Source organism: Dokdonella sp. (assembly GCF_019634775.1).
In the GTDB taxonomy this organism is placed as follows: Bacteria; Pseudomonadota; Gammaproteobacteria; order Xanthomonadales; family Rhodanobacteraceae; genus Dokdonella.
Map to the genome: position 1 here is coordinate 2,419,366 of NZ_JAHCAS010000001.1, position 14,462 is coordinate 2,433,827.

Sequence of the window (14,462 nt, forward strand, 5' to 3'; positions counted from 1 at the left end):
CCGGCCTTACCCGGCCAGGCCGAGCTTGTCGAGATACTTCTCCGCATCGAGCGCGGCCATGCAGCCGAAGCCGGCGGAAGTGATGGCCTGGCGGTAGACCTGGTCGGCGACGTCGCCGGCGGCGAACACGCCGGGCACGCTGGTCGCGGTGGCGCCACCATCGAGGCCGGAACGGATCGTGATGTAGCCGTTGCGCATGGCGAGTTGGCCTTCGAACAGGCCGGTGTTCGGCGTGTGGCCGATGGCGACGAACATGCCGCTGACGGCGATCTCACGCGTGCTGCCGCCCTGCGTGTCCTTCAGGCGCAGGCCGGTGACGCCGGTGGCGTCGCCGAGCACCTCGTCGACGGCATGGTTCCAGACGATCTCGATCTTGCCGGCGCGTTCCTTCTCGAACAGCTTGTCCTGCAGGATCTTCTCCGCGCGCAGCTTGTCGCGGCGGTGCACCAGGGTGACCTTTTTCGCGATGTTGGCCAGGTAAAGTGCTTCCTCGACCGCGGTGTTGCCACCGCCGATGACGGCGACGTCCTGGTCGCGGAAGAAAAAGCCGTCGCAGGTCGCGCAGGCGGATACGCCCTGGCCCTTGAACTTTTCCTCGGAATCGAGGCCGAGGTACATCGCGGTGGCGCCGGTGGCGATGACCAGAGCGTCGCAGGTGTACTCGCCGTTGTCGCCCTTCAGGCGCAGCGGGCGGTCGCGCAGGTCGGCGCTGTGGATGTGGTCGAAAACGATCTCGGTGTCGAAGCGTTCGGCGTGCTTCTGCATGCGCTCCATCAGGGCCGGACCGAGCAGGCCCTCGACGTCGCCGGGCCAGTTGTCGACCTCGGTGGTGGTCATCAGCTGGCCACCCTGGGCGAGGCCGGTGATGAGCGTCGGCTTGAGGTTCGCGCGGGCTGCATAGATCGCCGCGGTCCAACCGGCGGGGCCTGAGCCGAGGATGAGGAGGCGCGTGTGCTTCGGAGTGGTCATGTATAATCCCGGCCGCTTTTTTCCGGCCTGTTCGTGGCGGTTTGAAGGTTGTCGCGCGCGGCACTGGAACGTCCGCGACAGACCGGCAGGATGGGGGGAAGCTCCGGCTGAATCAAGGCATGCCTGCTTCGTTCGCAGGCCCGTGACATTCGCTGCACACGCATGCCGCACGCCTGCGGCAACCCATCTATCTGGAGAATCCAATGCGCATCGGTATTCCGTCCGAGACGAAGACGCTCGAAGGTCGCGTGGCCCTCGTGCCTGCCGCGTGCTCCGATCTCGTGCGCCGTGGCCACGAGGTCTATATCCAGTCCGGCGCCGGCCTGAAAAGCGGCTTCAGCGATGCAGACTTCGAGCGCAACGGCGTCAAGGTCGTGGCCGATGCGGCTGCGCTGTATGAAGTCGGCCAGCTCATCGTCAAGGTCAAGGAGCCGATCGCCGGCGACCTTGCCCTGCTGCGCAAGGACCACCTGCTGTTCTGCTACCTGCACCTCGCCGCCGAGCCGGCACTGACGAAGCGCCTGCTCGAGATCGGCCTGACCGGCGTCGCCTTCGAGTCGGTCGAGGAAGCCGACGGTTCGCTGCCGCTGCTCGCGCCGATGTCGATCATCGCCGGCCGCATCGCCACCCAGGTCGGCACCCATCTGCTGCACCAGCCGGAAGGCGGCAAGGGCAAGCTGCTCGGTGGCCTGCCGTCGACCGAGCGCGGCAAGGTCATCGTCTTCGGCGCCGGTGCTGCCGGGCGCAACTCGGCCGAGCTGGCCGCCGCGGGCGGCTCCAATGTCATCGTCTTCGAGAAGCGCCCGGACCGCCTGCGCGAGATGATGAACCTCGCGCCGAACGTGACTGCCCTGTATCCGTACGAGGAGACCGTGGCACGCGAGATCCGCAACGCCGACCTCGTGATCGGTGCCGTGCTGATCCCGAGCGCGAAGGCCCCGCGCGTCGTCACCGCCGACATGGTCAAGTCGATGGAGCCGGGTTCGGTGCTGGTCGACATCTCGATCGACCAGGGCGGCTGCTTCGAGACTTCGCGGGCGACGACCTGGAAGGAGCCGACCTACACGGTCGACGGCGTGACGCACTTCTGCGTGACCAACATGCCGGGCGCGGTGCCGCAGACCTCGTCGCAGGCGATCTCGGCGGCGATCCTGCCGTACGTGCTGCGCCTCGCCAGCGGCCCGGCCTGGCGCGACTACACCCCGCTCAAGGTCGGCGTCAATGTCGATGGCGGCAAGATCGTGCACCCAGCACTCGAAGGGGTTGTCTGATTGAAAACAATCGCTTGCGCCACGGTTTTCGGGTAACTTCGAGCCGTGGCGCGCGAATCCAAACCCCCGCAGAAGACCCCGCTCAGTGGCGCCGTCCAGCGTCGCCTGCGCGAGGTTGGCTTCCTGCTGCTCCTGCCGCTGGCGATCTACCTGTTCGCCTGCCTGTGGACGTATGACAAGTACGACCCGAGCTGGGCGTACGCGGGGCAGGCCGACCGTCCGATCGGCAACTTCGGTGGCGCGATCGGCGCCTGGATCGCCGGACTGCTGCTGTACTTCTGCGGCGTGCTTGCCTACGCCTTCCCGGCACTCCTGCTGGTGATCGGTGCCGGCGTGCTGCGCGAGGGCAGGGCCGAGCACACCCCTCTCGAACCCGCGTTGCGCCTGATCGGCGGCATCGCCTTCTTCATTTCCGGTGCGGCGCTCGCCCACCTGCATTTCGGTGGGCCGAGCGACCTGCCAGCCCAATCCGGTGGCGTGCTCGGCGCGCTGATCGGCGGCTCCCTGGTGAACGGCTTCGGCTTCTCAGGAGCGACCCTGTTCCTGCTTGCCCTGTTTCTCGTCGCCACCACGCTGGCCACCGGCATTTCGTGGTTCCGCGTGATGGATGCGATCGGTCGTGGCCTGATCAGCGCATTCAACTGGATCGTCGCCAAGTCCAGGCGTGCCGAGGACTGGAGCGCGGCGCGCCAGGCGCGCGTCGAGCGCGAGGTCGTGCGCAAGGTCGAAACGGTCAGGCAGTCGAAGCGCGAACCGATCCGCATCGAGCCGGTGCTCGCGCCGATCGAAAAAAGCGAGCGCGCCCATCGCGAGACACAGATCCCGCTCTTCTCCGGCGCTTCCGGCGAAGGCGAACTGCCGCCACTGGCCCTGCTCGACGAGCCCAAGCAGCAGGCCAGGGGCTATTCCGAGGAGACCCTCGAGGCGTTGTCGCGCCAGGTCGAACTGAAGCTCAAGGACTTCCGCATCGACGCCCAGGTGGTGGGCGTGTTTCCCGGACCGGTGGTCACGCGCTTCGAGATGCAGCCGGCGGCCGGCGTCAAGGGCAGCCAGATTTCGAGCCTCGACAAGGACATCGCCCGTGGCCTGTCGGTGATGAGCGTGCGCGTGGTCGACGTGATTCCCGGCAAGTCGGTCATCGGTCTGGAGATCCCGAACGCCAACCGCGAGATCGTCTACCTTTCGGAAATCCTGCGCTCGGACAAGTACGACGCGACCAAGTCGCCGCTCGCGCTCGCGCTCGGCAAGGACATCGGCGGGCGTCCGCACGTGGTCGACCTCGCCAAGATGCCGCACCTGCTGGTCGCCGGCACCACCGGCTCGGGCAAGTCGGTGGCGCTCAACGCGATGGTGCTGAGCCTCTTGTACAAGGCCAGCGCCGCAGACGTGCGCATGATCATGATCGACCCGAAGATGCTCGAGCTGTCGGTCTACCAGGGCATTCCGCACCTGCTCGCGCCGGTCGTCACCGACATGAAGGAGGCCGCCAACGCGCTGCGCTGGTGCGTCGCCGAGATGGAGCGTCGCTACAAGCTCATGGCTGCGGTCGGCGTGCGCAACCTTGCCGGCTTCAACAAGAAGGTCAAGGACGAGGACGCGCGTGGCCAGCCGCTGCTCGACCCGCTGTTCCGCCCGGACGCCTCGCAGCCGTCGATGAAGGCCGAGCCGCTCAAGCCACTGCCGTACATCGTCGTCATCATCGACGAGTTCGCCGACATGATGATGATCGTCGGCAAGAAGGTCGAGGAACTGATCGCACGCCTCGCGCAGAAGGCGCGTGCCGCCGGCGTGCACCTGATCCTGGCCACGCAGCGCCCCTCGGTCGACGTCATCACCGGCCTGATCAAGGCCAACATTCCGACCCGCATCGCCTTCCAGGTATCGTCGAAGATCGACTCGCGCACGATCCTCGACCAGTCCGGCGCGGAAACCCTGCTCGGCCACGGCGACATGCTGTATCTGCCGCCCGGCACGGCCACGCCCGAGCGCGTGCACGGCGCCTTCGTCGACGACCACGAGGTGCACAAGGTCGTCGAATGGCTGCGCGCGCAGGGTGCGCCCGACTACATCGAGGGCGTGCTCGAGGAGACCCAGTCGATGGGCGATGGCCGCGTGATCGGCGAGACCGGCTTGCCGCAGGACGCCGACGAAGGTGAGGGCGGCGAGGACAACGCGCTGTACGACAAGGCGGTACGCATCGTCACCGAGACACGCCGTGCCTCGATCTCGGGTGTGCAGCGCCACCTGCGCATCGGCTACAACCGCGCCGCGCGCCTGATCGAGCAGATGGAACGCGACGGCGTCGTCAGTGGCCCGGAGCACAATGGCAATCGCACGGTCATCGCGCCGCCGCCGCCGAGGGATTGACGGAACGAATCGCGCCTGAAGGCGCTCCTACAGGCTTCCGCCATCCATGGCGTGGTTGCCACCGGTGAAAGAGGAACATCCCATATGTTGCGCCTGCTGGTTCTTCTTGCGCTCCTGCTGCCGCTTTCGGCGAACGCCGATGACGCGCGCGTGCGCATGCAGTCGTTTGCGCAGGACCTGCATTCGCTGAGCGGCGCATTCGAGCAGTCGGTGACCGGTGCCAGAGGCAGCCGTGGCGAGCCGTCGCGGGGCACGCTGGCGCTCAAGGCGCCGCGCCAGTTCCGCTGGCAGACCACGGCGCCATTCGAGCAGACCATCGTTGCCGACGGCGCGCGCGTATGGGTCTACGACCCCGATCTCATGCAGGCCAGCGTGCGCAGTCAGAGTGCGGAGGAGGCACAGAGTCCACTGACGGTGCTGACCGACCTCTCGCGCCTCGATGCCGACTTCACCGCGAGCGAGGCCGGCGAGCGCGAAGGGTTTGCCTGGCTGCGCCTCGTGCCGAAGGCCGATGAAGCCGAATTCGCGTTCGCCGAACTCGGCTTCGACCACGACGGCGCGCTGGCGCGCATGCGTTTCGAGGACGCACTCGGCAACACCACCGAGATCCGCTTTTCCGGCTGGCAGCGCAACCCGAAACTGCCGGACGACACCTTCCGCTTCACCCCGCCACCCGGCGTCGACGTGGTCGGCGATCCGGGCAAGGATGCGGAAGTCATCCCGCTGCTCGACTGAAACGCGTTACGATCGACCGATGCCACGCTTCCCGGCCATCGTCCTGCGCCTGCTGCTCGTGTTCGCCCTGGTCGCGAACGGCATCGGTGTGTCGGCGTATGCGATGCATGTGCAGGGTGGGGCGGCCGAGCTCGATGCGATGGCCGACACCGACATGCCCTGCCATGGCGGCGCCGGTTCCGGCATGGACCAGCCCGACGCGGTTGGGCAGGGCGCAGCGCACGACTGCTGCGGCAAGACCTGCGCCTGTGATTTCGCCGCCGCCGCGGCGCTCGCACCGGTGGCATGGCGGGTCGTCTCGGCCCCGGCACGCGTCGACCGCGACGCCTTCGATGCCGGCTTGCCGGCATCCGCACGCGCCAGCCTGCCGTTGCGACCTCCGATCGCCTGATCCGCCGCGCATCGCGGCCGAACTCCGACGCGGGCCACGCCGGCCCGTTCGTCTGATCGGACCTGTCCGCTTCCGGGAAACTCGAAAGAGCTCTCAAAGTTCCTCATCCCGGCTTCCGCCGGGATGAGGATCAAGAGCAGAGTCGTTCGAGGTTCCCTTCTGCACAGATGCAGGAGATTCCCATGAAATCCGCAACCCGCGGGGCCGTGCTCGGCCTCGCCGTCGCCGTGTCGGCTTGCGCACCGTTCGAGGCGCGCCGCGGCATCGACGAAACGCGTGCGCTCACCGCCGCGCGCGGCGTCGATCTCGACATGGCGGCGGCAGCCGACTGCACGACGCCGGCCAACGCCCTGGCTCAGACGTCAATGGCTCTGCTCGACAGCGATCGCGCACTTGCCGTCGCGCTGGCCTGCAACGCCACGCTCGCCGCCGAACAGGCCCGCCTTGGCATCGCCAATGCCGAAGCCTTCGAGGCGCGTCGCCTGGCCAATCCTGAATTGAGCCTCGGTGCGGCCAGGGTCGATGGTGGCGGTACGCGCATCGATTTCGGCATCGCCCAGAACTTCACCCAATTGATCCTGCGCGGAGCGCGCACGCGCCTCGCCGAGGGCGAGTTCCTGCGCGCGCAGCAATTGCTGGCCGGTCGCGTGATCGAACTGGCCGCCGAGGTCGAGACGGCGCGCGTGCAACTGGTAACGGCACGCCAGCGCGTGCAGGCGCGTGCCTTGATCGCCGAGGCCAGCGACGCCGCGGCCGAACTGGCCGAACGCTATCGTGCGGCCGGCAACCTGCCAGCGCGCGAGGTCGCGTTGGCGCGGGCACGTGCGGCCGAGGCCAGCGCGGCGCGCCGGCGCGCCGACGAGGAAGTCGCCGCGGCGCGCGCACGACTGCAACGGCTGCTCGGTGTGACCCATCTCGACGCGGACCTGGTCGGCGACGCCTCACTCGTACCGGTTGCGATCGGCGAAACGCCCGACGCCCTGCGCATGCGTGCGCTGCAGCAGCGTCTCGATCTGGTTGCCGCGCGCGGTCTCGTCGATCTGCTCGCCGACAGTGCGCGCACGACGCAGCGGCTCGGCTGGCTCGGTGCGTTCGAGGTTGAAGTCGAAGGCGAGCGCGAGGCCGGTACGACGCGCCTGGTCGGCCCGACCCTGACGATCCAGTTGCCGCTGTTCCAGCAGGGACAGGGCGCACGTGCACGCGCCGATGCGCTGGTTGCCTGGAGCCGCGCCGAACGACGCCGGCTCGAGATCGCGGTCGCCAGCGAGGTCGATGAAGCGATCGCGCGGCTCGACGCCGCGGCATCGCGTGTCGCCGATTACCGCGAACGCATTCGGCCCGCGCGCGCGGCCGTGGTCGCGCGCATGCAGGAAGAGGTCAACTGGATGCTGCGCGGCGTGTTCGACCTGATCGATGCACGCATCGACGAACTCGAGGCCGCAGCCGATACCTTCGAGGCGCTCGGCGACTACGCGCTCACGCGCGCCGCGCTCGAACGTGCGACCGGCGTGCGCCTGCCGCGCGAGACGCAGCGGGTGATCGAGGCTTCAACCCTGCTCGGCGATGGCGCCGATCTCGTCGCGCCGCCGGTTGTGAATCCATCCTCAACACCGGGCGGCGATGCCCAACCCCACCACGAACACGGAGAACAGCCATGAGCCTGAGCAGACGCGAATGGTTGAAGCGCGCCGGTGCCACGGCCCTCGTGCCGGCGGCCGCCAGCGTGGCCGGCGCGGCGGCCGCGCAGGAACACGGCCATGAAGCACGCCCCATACCCACGGCGCCGAAACGCAGCGGCTACACACCCGTACGCACGCTCAACGGGCGCACGCTGGCGCACCGCATGGTCGATGGGGTCAAGGAGTTTCACCTGATCGCCGAGGAGATCGAGCACGAATTCGCGCCCGGTTGTGTGGCGAAGTGCTGGGGCTACAACGGTTCGACGCCGGGGCCGACGATCGAGGCGGTGGAGGGCGACCGCGTGCGCATCCTCGTCAGCAATCGCCTGTCTGAGCCGACCACGATCCATTGGCACGGCATCCTGCTGCCTTCCGGCATGGACGGCATCGCCGGCTTGACCCAGCCGGCGATCGCACCCGGCGAAACCTGGGCCTACGAGTTCGTCCTGCGCCAGCATGGCACGCATCTGTACCACCCGCATGCCGATGAGATGACCCAACTCGCCTTCGGCATGATGGGCTTCTTCATCATCCATCCGAAGGACGGCGAGATCGAACCGGTCGACCGCGACTACGCGATCCTGCTGCACAACTGGGCGCTGCACCCGGGCACCTACCGGCCCGATCCGGCGATCATGACCGAGTTCGACCTGTGGACCTTCAACAGCAAGGTGTACCCGGCGATCGAACCGCTGGTCGCGCGCAGTGGCGAGCGCGTGCGCATCCGGGTCGGCAACCTGTCGATGTGGAATCATCCGATCCACGTCCACGGCGTGCAGTTCGAGGTCACCGGCGGTGACGGTGGACGTTGGCCCGAGCGCCAGTGGCGCACCGAGGTCACCGAGATCGTCGGCGTCGGCCAGACCCGCGACCTCGAGTTCACCGCCGTGCCGGGCGATTGGGCCATGCACTGCCACATGTCACACCACACGATGAACGCGATGGGGCACGACCTGCCGAATGCGGTCGGGGTCGATCAGGACGGTGTCGAGGCGCGCCTGCGCAAGCTGCTGCCGGGCTACATGGCGATGGGCCGGGATGGCATGCACGGCCATCAGCGGCACGCGCAGATGATGCGCGGCCCGGTCAACACGCTGCCGATGATGATGGGCAAGGGCCCGTTCGGCGACATCGAGATGGGCGGCATGTTCACGGTGATCAAGGTGCGCGACGACCTCGCTGCCGGCGACTACCGCGATCCCGGCTGGTACCGCCACGCGCCGCACGAACTCGCACGGCGCGTGGCGGCAGCACCGACGCGTGAACGGCACGAGCCGGGATGACCGGCCGAGCGCATGCGATCCTCGCGCGGGCGTGAGGGCCGGGCGCACGCCCGGCCATGCGAAGGCAAAGCGCACGCATTCTCATCCCGCCATCGGTTTCTCCGTTCGGGCACACTCCCGCGGTTCCCGCACGGATCCGTCGTGATGAAAGGCCACCCCGAAGTCGTCGAGTACCTGGTGTTCCTGCTGCGTGGCGAGCTGGCCGCGCGTGACCAGTACTTTGTCCATTCGCGCCGCTACGAGGACCTGGGCCTCAAGGCACTGCATGCGCGCATGCATCACGAAATGGAGGAGGAGACCCAGCATGCCGATGCGCTGCTGAAACGTATCCTGTTCCTTGAGGGCAAGCCCGACATGCGCGCGGACGCGTTCGAGCCGGGCACGACCGTCGAGGACATGCTCCAGCGCGATCTCGACACCGAGTACGCCGTGCGCGCCCACCTCGCCAGCGGCATCGCCCTGTGCGAGCGGCACGGCGACTACGTCACCCGCGACATCCTTGCCGCCCAAATCAAGGACACCGAGGAAGACCACACGCACTGGCTCGAGCAGCAACTGCGCCTGATCGGCATGCTCGGTCTGCCGCTGTACCTTCAGAGCCAGCTCGAGGGTAGTTGATCCCGCTCTGCGATGTTGCCCTCCGGCCAGGTTGGTCCACCTGCGGGGTCGGCGTCGATGCGCGCGGCCGTCGGCGGGGCACCTGTTCCGACCGCGGCATGCCAGGTCGTGGCCTTGCCTTGCGCTGCGTCAAGTCCCATCCGCACGGCTTGGCTACAGTGAAGGCATGCCCATCTTCGCCGGCACGGCGATGCTGGCCATTGCCGAGGAGCAACGATGTCATCTGCCTACATCACCCATTCCGACTGCGCGCGCCATTCGATGGGCGCCGACCATCCCGAATGCGCAGCGCGGCTGGGGGCGATCAACGACCACCTGCTGGTCAAGGGTCTGCTCGACCACATGATCGAGGTCGATGCGCCGCTGGCCAGCGAGGCGCAGCTGGCGCGCGCGCACAGTGCGCTGTATGTACGCGAGTTGATGGCGATGGCGCCACACGAAGGATTCGTGCACGTCGATCCGGATACCAGCATGAATCCGCACACCTTGCCGGCCGCCTTGCGCGCAGCCGGTGCGCTGATCGAGGCAACCGATCAGGTGCTCGGCGGGCGCGTGGCGACGGCGTTCTGCAACGTTCGCCCGCCGGGCCACCATGCCGAGCGCGCGGCGGCGATGGGGTTTTGCTTCTTCAACAACGTCGCCGTTGGCATCCATCACGCACTCGATGCGCATGGGCTCGAACGCGTTGCCCTGGTCGATTTCGATGTGCACCACGGCAATGGCAGCGCTGACATCTTCCGCGACGATGCGCGTGTGCTGATGTGCTCGATCTTCGAGAAGAACCTCTATCCGTTCAACGGCGAGACGGCGACCGGTGCGAACATGGTCAATGTTGGGCTTGATCCGGGGTCGAGCGGCGAGGCGTTCCGCAAGGCCGTGCAGGATTGCTGGCTGCCGGCACTCGAAGCCTTCCGGCCACAACTCATCTACGTCTCGGCCGGATTCGATGCGCACCGCGAGGATGACATGGGACATCTCGGCCTGGTCGAAGCCGACTATGCCTGGGTCACGCGCTGCCTCATGGACGTCGCCGCGCGCCATTGCGGCGGCCGCGTGATCTCCTGTCTCGAGGGCGGCTACGTGCTGAGCCCGCTGGCGCGCAGCGCTGCTGCGCACATCCGCGTGCTGATCGGGGCCGACTAGGGATTGACAGGAACATCCCTAGGGATTCCGGCGTTCCGGTAACATCCGCGCGCTTCCACTTCCGGTTCGTGCCGTTTCGTGAATTCCGTTTTCGCCAGCGTTGTCGGCGGTGTCGGCATGTTCCTGCTCGGCATGGTGCTGATGACCGATGGGCTCAAGGCGCTCGCCGGCGATGCGCTGCGGCGCCTGCTCGAACGCTTCACCGGCAGCCGCCTTTCAGCAGTCGCCACCGGTGCGGCGATCACTGCGATCGCACAATCGTCGAGCGCGACCACGCTGGCGACGATCGGTTTCGTCTCGGCTGGCCTGCTCAGCTTCAACAACTCGATCGGCGTCATCATCGGCGCCAACCTCGGCACGACCACGGTCGGCTGGATCATCTCGCTGTTCGGCCTCAAGTTCTCGATCGGTGCATTCGCCATGCCGTTCATCGGCCTTGGCGCCTTGTTGCGTCTGCTCGGCCGCGACCGCGTTGCCCAGGCCGGCAGTGTGATCGCGGGTTTCGGCCTGCTGTTCGTCGGTATCGATGTGCTGCAGACGGGAATCGCCGGTTTTTCCGATCGCATCGACCTCGGCCGCTTCGGCGCGGCGGACCTCCTGCCGCGCCTGCTGCTGGTGCTGGTCGGCCTCGTGCTGACCGTCATCGTGCAGTCCTCGGCCGCGGCGGTGGCGACGATCCTTGCCGCACTGGCGGGTGGCGCAATCGATACCGAACAGGCCGCAGCCCTCGTGATCGGTGCCAACATCGGCACGACGGCGACCGCCGTGGTCGCCGCGATCGGTGCCAGCGTGCCGGCACGGCGCACCGCCCTGGTGCACGTGATGTTCAACCTGGTCACCGGCGTGATCGCTTTCTTCATCCTGCCGTGGTTCGTCGAGCTCGCCGAATACATCACCGGCGATACTGGCAGCGGCGCAGACCACGCCTTGACGATCGCGGCTTTCCACACGGGTTTCAGCGTGCTCGGTGCATTCGTGTTCGTGCCACTGGTGCCGCAGCTGGCCAGCCTGTGTGTGCGCATGATCCCCGAGCGCCGGCCGGCACTGACGCGCCATCTCGATCCGAGCTTGCGCGAGGTTCCGGCATTGGCGATCGGCGCAGCGGTCACGACCCTGCGTGGCGTGCTCGGCGAGGCGGCCGCAGCGACCGGACAGGGACTGACCACCTCGGTGCGCGTGCCGGCGGCGACCTATGCGCAGTGGCGTGAAGCCGCCGAAGCAGCCGGTGAGCTGATTGAGCGCCTGCCGCCCGGCGATCCGCGTACATTGCGGAACCTCACCGACACGCTGCACTTGCTCGACCACGTGCGCCAGTTCGTGCGCAGCGCGAGCAAGCCGGGGCGCTATGAACCACTCGACCTCGTGCCGATGCTGCGCGAGCGGGCCGACCAGCTCGGGCATGCATTGCTGGGCGTCGCTCCGCTGCTGGCGGGCGATGCTGCCGTGTCGCCCGATCTCATCCCCGCCACGCCGCTGGACACCGGGAGCGCACTGCGCGCCGCCATCCTCGCCGCCTCGGCGGACGGCCTCATCGAGGTCGATGAGGCGCTGGCCGCGCTGAACGCGCAGCGCTGGCTGGAACGCATGAACCACCACGCACGACGCGCCTTGCATTACCTTGATGCGCTGGCACCGCAGCCAGCAGCCGATGCGCAGTCGGCCGCACCGCTGGATGACCGCGGCGGAACAGCGCAGCCCGCTTGAACCGGCCGTTTGCTACCCCATGCAGGCGGGATCACGCCGGGGAAAATTGGGGGAAGACCATGGCCACACGTACCAGCAATCGGGTCACCGCGACACGCCGCCGGGCGGCGGCAAGGAAGGACGCGCCGAAGAAGCCAGCGAGCCGGATCAAGGCGGCGCGTGGTGACGCGATCGGGAAGGCGACGGCGCAACAGGCCGTGGCCGCAGCACACGCGATCAATGCCGCGACGGCGACCGACATCGCCGCGCGACCCAAGCGGATGCGCGACATCGACAGCGCCGCGCAGTCACTGGACGCGTTCTTCGCGGGCCTGTCGCCGGACGACGCCAGCGCTTTGCGGCGCACGCTCGCCGATCGCGAGCGTCTGGCTTTCCACGGTGGCGAGGGCGCGATTTCTCCGGATGACCAGCTGTCCGATACCTGGCGCGAGGGCGGCTATCCGTACCGCAACCGCATGCTGCGCAAGAACTACGAGCGCCTGAAATACCAGTTGCAGGTCGAGTTGCTGAAGTTGCAGGCCTGGGTCAAGGAGAGCGGTGAGCGCGTGGTGATCCTGTTCGAGGGGCGTGACGCGGCCGGAAAGGGCGGCACGATCAAGCGCTTCATGGAACACCTCAATCCACGTGGCGCGCGCGTGGTCGCGCTGGAGAAACCGAGCGAGCACGAGCGCGGCCAATGGTATTTCCAGCGATACGTGCAGCATCTTCCGACCGCTGGTGAGATCGTCCTGTTCGATCGCAGCTGGTACAACCGCGCCGGCGTCGAACGCGTGATGGGCTTCTGCACGCCCGATGAATACACCGAGTTCATGCGCCAGGCACCCGAGTTCGAACGCAACCTCGTGCGCAGTGGCATCCACCTGGTCAAGTTCTGGTTCTCGGTCAGCCGCGACGAGCAGCGCCGGCGTTTCCGCGAGCGCAAGGCACACCCACTGAAGCAATGGAAGCTATCGCCCATCGACATGGCCTCGCTCGACAAGTGGGATGATTACACCAAGGCCAAGGAGGCGATGTTCTTCCACACCGACACGGTCGATGCGCCTTGGACGGTGGTGAAGTCCGACTGCAAGAAGCGCGCGCGCATCAATGCGATGCGCTATGTGCTGCATCGGCTGCCATACCACAACAAGGACATCGAGCGCATCGGCGCGCTCGATTCCCTGTTGGTTGGCCGCGCCAATGCGGTCTACGAGCGCGGTGAACGCAGTGCGCTGGTGACGCCCTGAGGGACGCCCAGGTCAATGCGCTTCGTGGCTGAGGGTTCTCCCACAAGGCTTCGGTTTCGCGGGAGCGACTTCAGTCACGAATTCGCACATCATTGGCCGTTCCGTCCGGGAGTCCTCAGATGACGACGATACCGTTCTATCCGATCGGCACGCCCGGCCAGCCCTGGGGTGAGACCGAGCTGGCCACGTGGCGCGGCCGACAGGTGCGCCAACGCAGCTATCGCGACGATGTCGTGCGCCGCATCGACACCTTGCGCGCGCGCTTCGAAGTCATCGAATACGGCCACATCGACTACGCCGGCGAAGCGTTTCCGCTGCTCGCGTTGAAGACCCACGCTTGGGACGAGACGCTGCCGATCGCGCTGGTCACAGGCGGCGTGCATGGATATGAAACCAGTGGCGTGCACGGTGCGCTCGCCTTCGTCGAGGCGCATGGCGAGGACTACGCCGGGCGCATCAATCTGGTCGTCGCACCCTGTGTGAGCCCATGGGCCTACGAGCGCATCCATCGCTGGAACTACGACGCGATCGATCCGAACCGCTCGTTCGGCGCCGACGGCAAGGCTGAGGAATCGCGCGCACTGCGGCGCTTGGTGGCGCCCCTGCACGGGCGCGTGCTCATGCACATCGATCTGCACGAGACCACCGACACCGACGAGAGCGAGTTCCGTCCGGCACTGGCGGCGCGTGACGGCAAGCCGTTCGTGCCCGGTGAAATCCCGGATGGCTTCTACCTGGTCGATGACAGCGCCAACCCGCAACCGGCGTTTCAGCAGGCGATCATCGAAGCGGTAGCCAAGGTGACCCACATCGCCCCGGCGGACGAGCGCGGCCAGATCATCGGTTCGCCGGTGGTCGCACCCGGCGTCATCGAATACCCGCTCGAGCACCTCGGCCTGTGTGCCGGCATCAGTGGCGCACGCTACACGACCACCACCGAGGTCTACCCGGACAGCCCGCGTGCGACGCCGGCACAGTGCAATGCCGCCCAGGTGGCGGCCGTGCGTGCGGCGATCGGCTATGCCCTGGCGCCGAACCGACAGGATGATCGTCAAGGTCGCGGCTGATTCCGCTGG

At 67.4% G+C, this 14,462-nt stretch carries 12 protein-coding genes; 11 read left to right on the forward strand and 1 reads right to left on the reverse strand.

Features of this window, described 5'->3' with window-relative positions:
• Positions 1 to 6 precede the first annotated feature (6 nt).
• Positions 7 to 969, reverse strand: a complete 963-nt coding sequence (gene trxB / locus KF907_RS10435; protein WP_291220072.1) for a thioredoxin-disulfide reductase — start codon at positions 967 to 969, stop codon at positions 7 to 9.
• A gap of 203 nt (positions 970 to 1,172) precedes the next feature.
• Here trxB and ald point away from each other — a divergent pair, with 203 nt between their 5' ends.
• The 11 genes from ald to KF907_RS10490 all read left to right on the forward strand — a co-directional run bounded on the left by ald (position 1,173) and on the right by KF907_RS10490 (position 14,453).
• Positions 1,173 to 2,240 (forward strand): alanine dehydrogenase, encoded by a 1,068-nt coding sequence (ald, locus tag KF907_RS10440; protein ID WP_291220073.1) that lies wholly within the window; start codon positions 1,173 to 1,175, stop codon positions 2,238 to 2,240.
• Positions 2,241 to 2,285: 45 nt separating this feature from the next.
• Complete coding sequence (locus KF907_RS10445; RefSeq protein ID WP_291220074.1) at positions 2,286 to 4,607, forward strand: DNA translocase FtsK; 2,322 nt, start codon at positions 2,286 to 2,288, stop codon at positions 4,605 to 4,607.
• A gap of 84 nt (positions 4,608 to 4,691) precedes the next feature.
• Positions 4,692 to 5,342, forward strand: coding sequence for an outer membrane lipoprotein periplasmic chaperone LolA (gene lolA / locus KF907_RS10450; RefSeq protein ID WP_291220075.1), 651 nt, complete (start codon positions 4,692 to 4,694; stop codon positions 5,340 to 5,342).
• A gap of 19 nt (positions 5,343 to 5,361) precedes the next feature.
• The gene (locus tag KF907_RS10455) at positions 5,362 to 5,733 is read left to right on the forward strand and encodes a CopL family metal-binding regulatory protein (RefSeq protein ID WP_291220076.1); all 372 of its coding nucleotides are present in this window, start codon (positions 5,362 to 5,364) and stop codon (positions 5,731 to 5,733) included.
• 182 nt (positions 5,734 to 5,915) lie between these two features.
• Positions 5,916 to 7,391: a TolC family protein gene (locus KF907_RS10460; protein WP_291220077.1), complete on the forward strand. Its 1,476-nt coding sequence runs from the start codon at positions 5,916 to 5,918 to the stop codon at positions 7,389 to 7,391.
• Positions 7,388 to 8,695 carry a multicopper oxidase family protein gene (locus KF907_RS10465; protein ID WP_291220078.1) on the forward strand — a complete coding sequence of 436 codons (1,308 nt, stop codon included), beginning with the start codon at positions 7,388 to 7,390 and terminating at the stop codon, positions 8,693 to 8,695. Before KF907_RS10460 ends, KF907_RS10465 begins: the two co-directional genes overlap by 4 nt.
• A 144-nt stretch (positions 8,696 to 8,839) precedes the next feature.
• On the forward strand, positions 8,840 to 9,313 hold the full coding sequence (gene bfr, locus KF907_RS10470; RefSeq protein WP_291220079.1) for a bacterioferritin: 474 nt from the start codon (positions 8,840 to 8,842) through the stop codon (positions 9,311 to 9,313).
• A gap of 216 nt (positions 9,314 to 9,529) precedes the next feature.
• Positions 9,530 to 10,456: a histone deacetylase family protein gene (locus KF907_RS10475; RefSeq protein WP_291220080.1), complete on the forward strand. Its 927-nt coding sequence runs from the start codon at positions 9,530 to 9,532 to the stop codon at positions 10,454 to 10,456.
• A 78-nt stretch (positions 10,457 to 10,534) separates the two neighbouring features.
• Positions 10,535 to 12,160, forward strand: a complete 1,626-nt coding sequence (locus KF907_RS10480) for a Na/Pi cotransporter family protein (protein ID WP_291220081.1) — start codon at positions 10,535 to 10,537, stop codon at positions 12,158 to 12,160.
• 59 nt (positions 12,161 to 12,219) lie between these two features.
• Positions 12,220 to 13,386: a polyphosphate kinase 2 gene (gene ppk2 / locus KF907_RS10485; RefSeq protein ID WP_291220082.1), complete on the forward strand. Its 1,167-nt coding sequence runs from the start codon at positions 12,220 to 12,222 to the stop codon at positions 13,384 to 13,386.
• A gap of 119 nt (positions 13,387 to 13,505) precedes the next feature.
• The gene (locus tag KF907_RS10490; protein ID WP_291220083.1) at positions 13,506 to 14,453 is read left to right on the forward strand and encodes a M14 family metallopeptidase; all 948 of its coding nucleotides are present in this window, start codon (positions 13,506 to 13,508) and stop codon (positions 14,451 to 14,453) included.
• Positions 14,454 to 14,462: the final 9 nt, after the last annotated feature.

What these genes read in the sequence shown, in the direction of transcription:
- KF907_RS10460 (WP_291220077.1), top strand. Translation starts at nt 5,916, where the DNA reads ATGAAATCCGCAACCCGCGGGGCCGTGCTCGGCCTCGCCGTCGCCGTG.
- trxB (WP_291220072.1), bottom strand. Translation starts at nt 969, where the DNA reads ATGACCACTCCGAAGCACACGCGCCTCCTCATCCTCGGCTCAGGCCCC.
- ald (WP_291220073.1), top strand. Translation starts at nt 1,173, where the DNA reads ATGCGCATCGGTATTCCGTCCGAGACGAAGACGCTCGAAGGTCGCGTG.
- KF907_RS10490 (WP_291220083.1), top strand. Translation starts at nt 13,506, where the DNA reads ATGACGACGATACCGTTCTATCCGATCGGCACGCCCGGCCAGCCCTGG.
- KF907_RS10475 (WP_291220080.1), top strand. Translation starts at nt 9,530, where the DNA reads ATGTCATCTGCCTACATCACCCATTCCGACTGCGCGCGCCATTCGATG.
- KF907_RS10455 (WP_291220076.1), top strand. Translation starts at nt 5,362, where the DNA reads ATGCCACGCTTCCCGGCCATCGTCCTGCGCCTGCTGCTCGTGTTCGCC.
- lolA (WP_291220075.1), top strand. Translation starts at nt 4,692, where the DNA reads ATGTTGCGCCTGCTGGTTCTTCTTGCGCTCCTGCTGCCGCTTTCGGCG.
- bfr (WP_291220079.1), top strand. Translation starts at nt 8,840, where the DNA reads ATGAAAGGCCACCCCGAAGTCGTCGAGTACCTGGTGTTCCTGCTGCGT.
- KF907_RS10465 (WP_291220078.1), top strand. Translation starts at nt 7,388, where the DNA reads ATGAGCCTGAGCAGACGCGAATGGTTGAAGCGCGCCGGTGCCACGGCC.
- ppk2 (WP_291220082.1), top strand. Translation starts at nt 12,220, where the DNA reads ATGGCCACACGTACCAGCAATCGGGTCACCGCGACACGCCGCCGGGCG.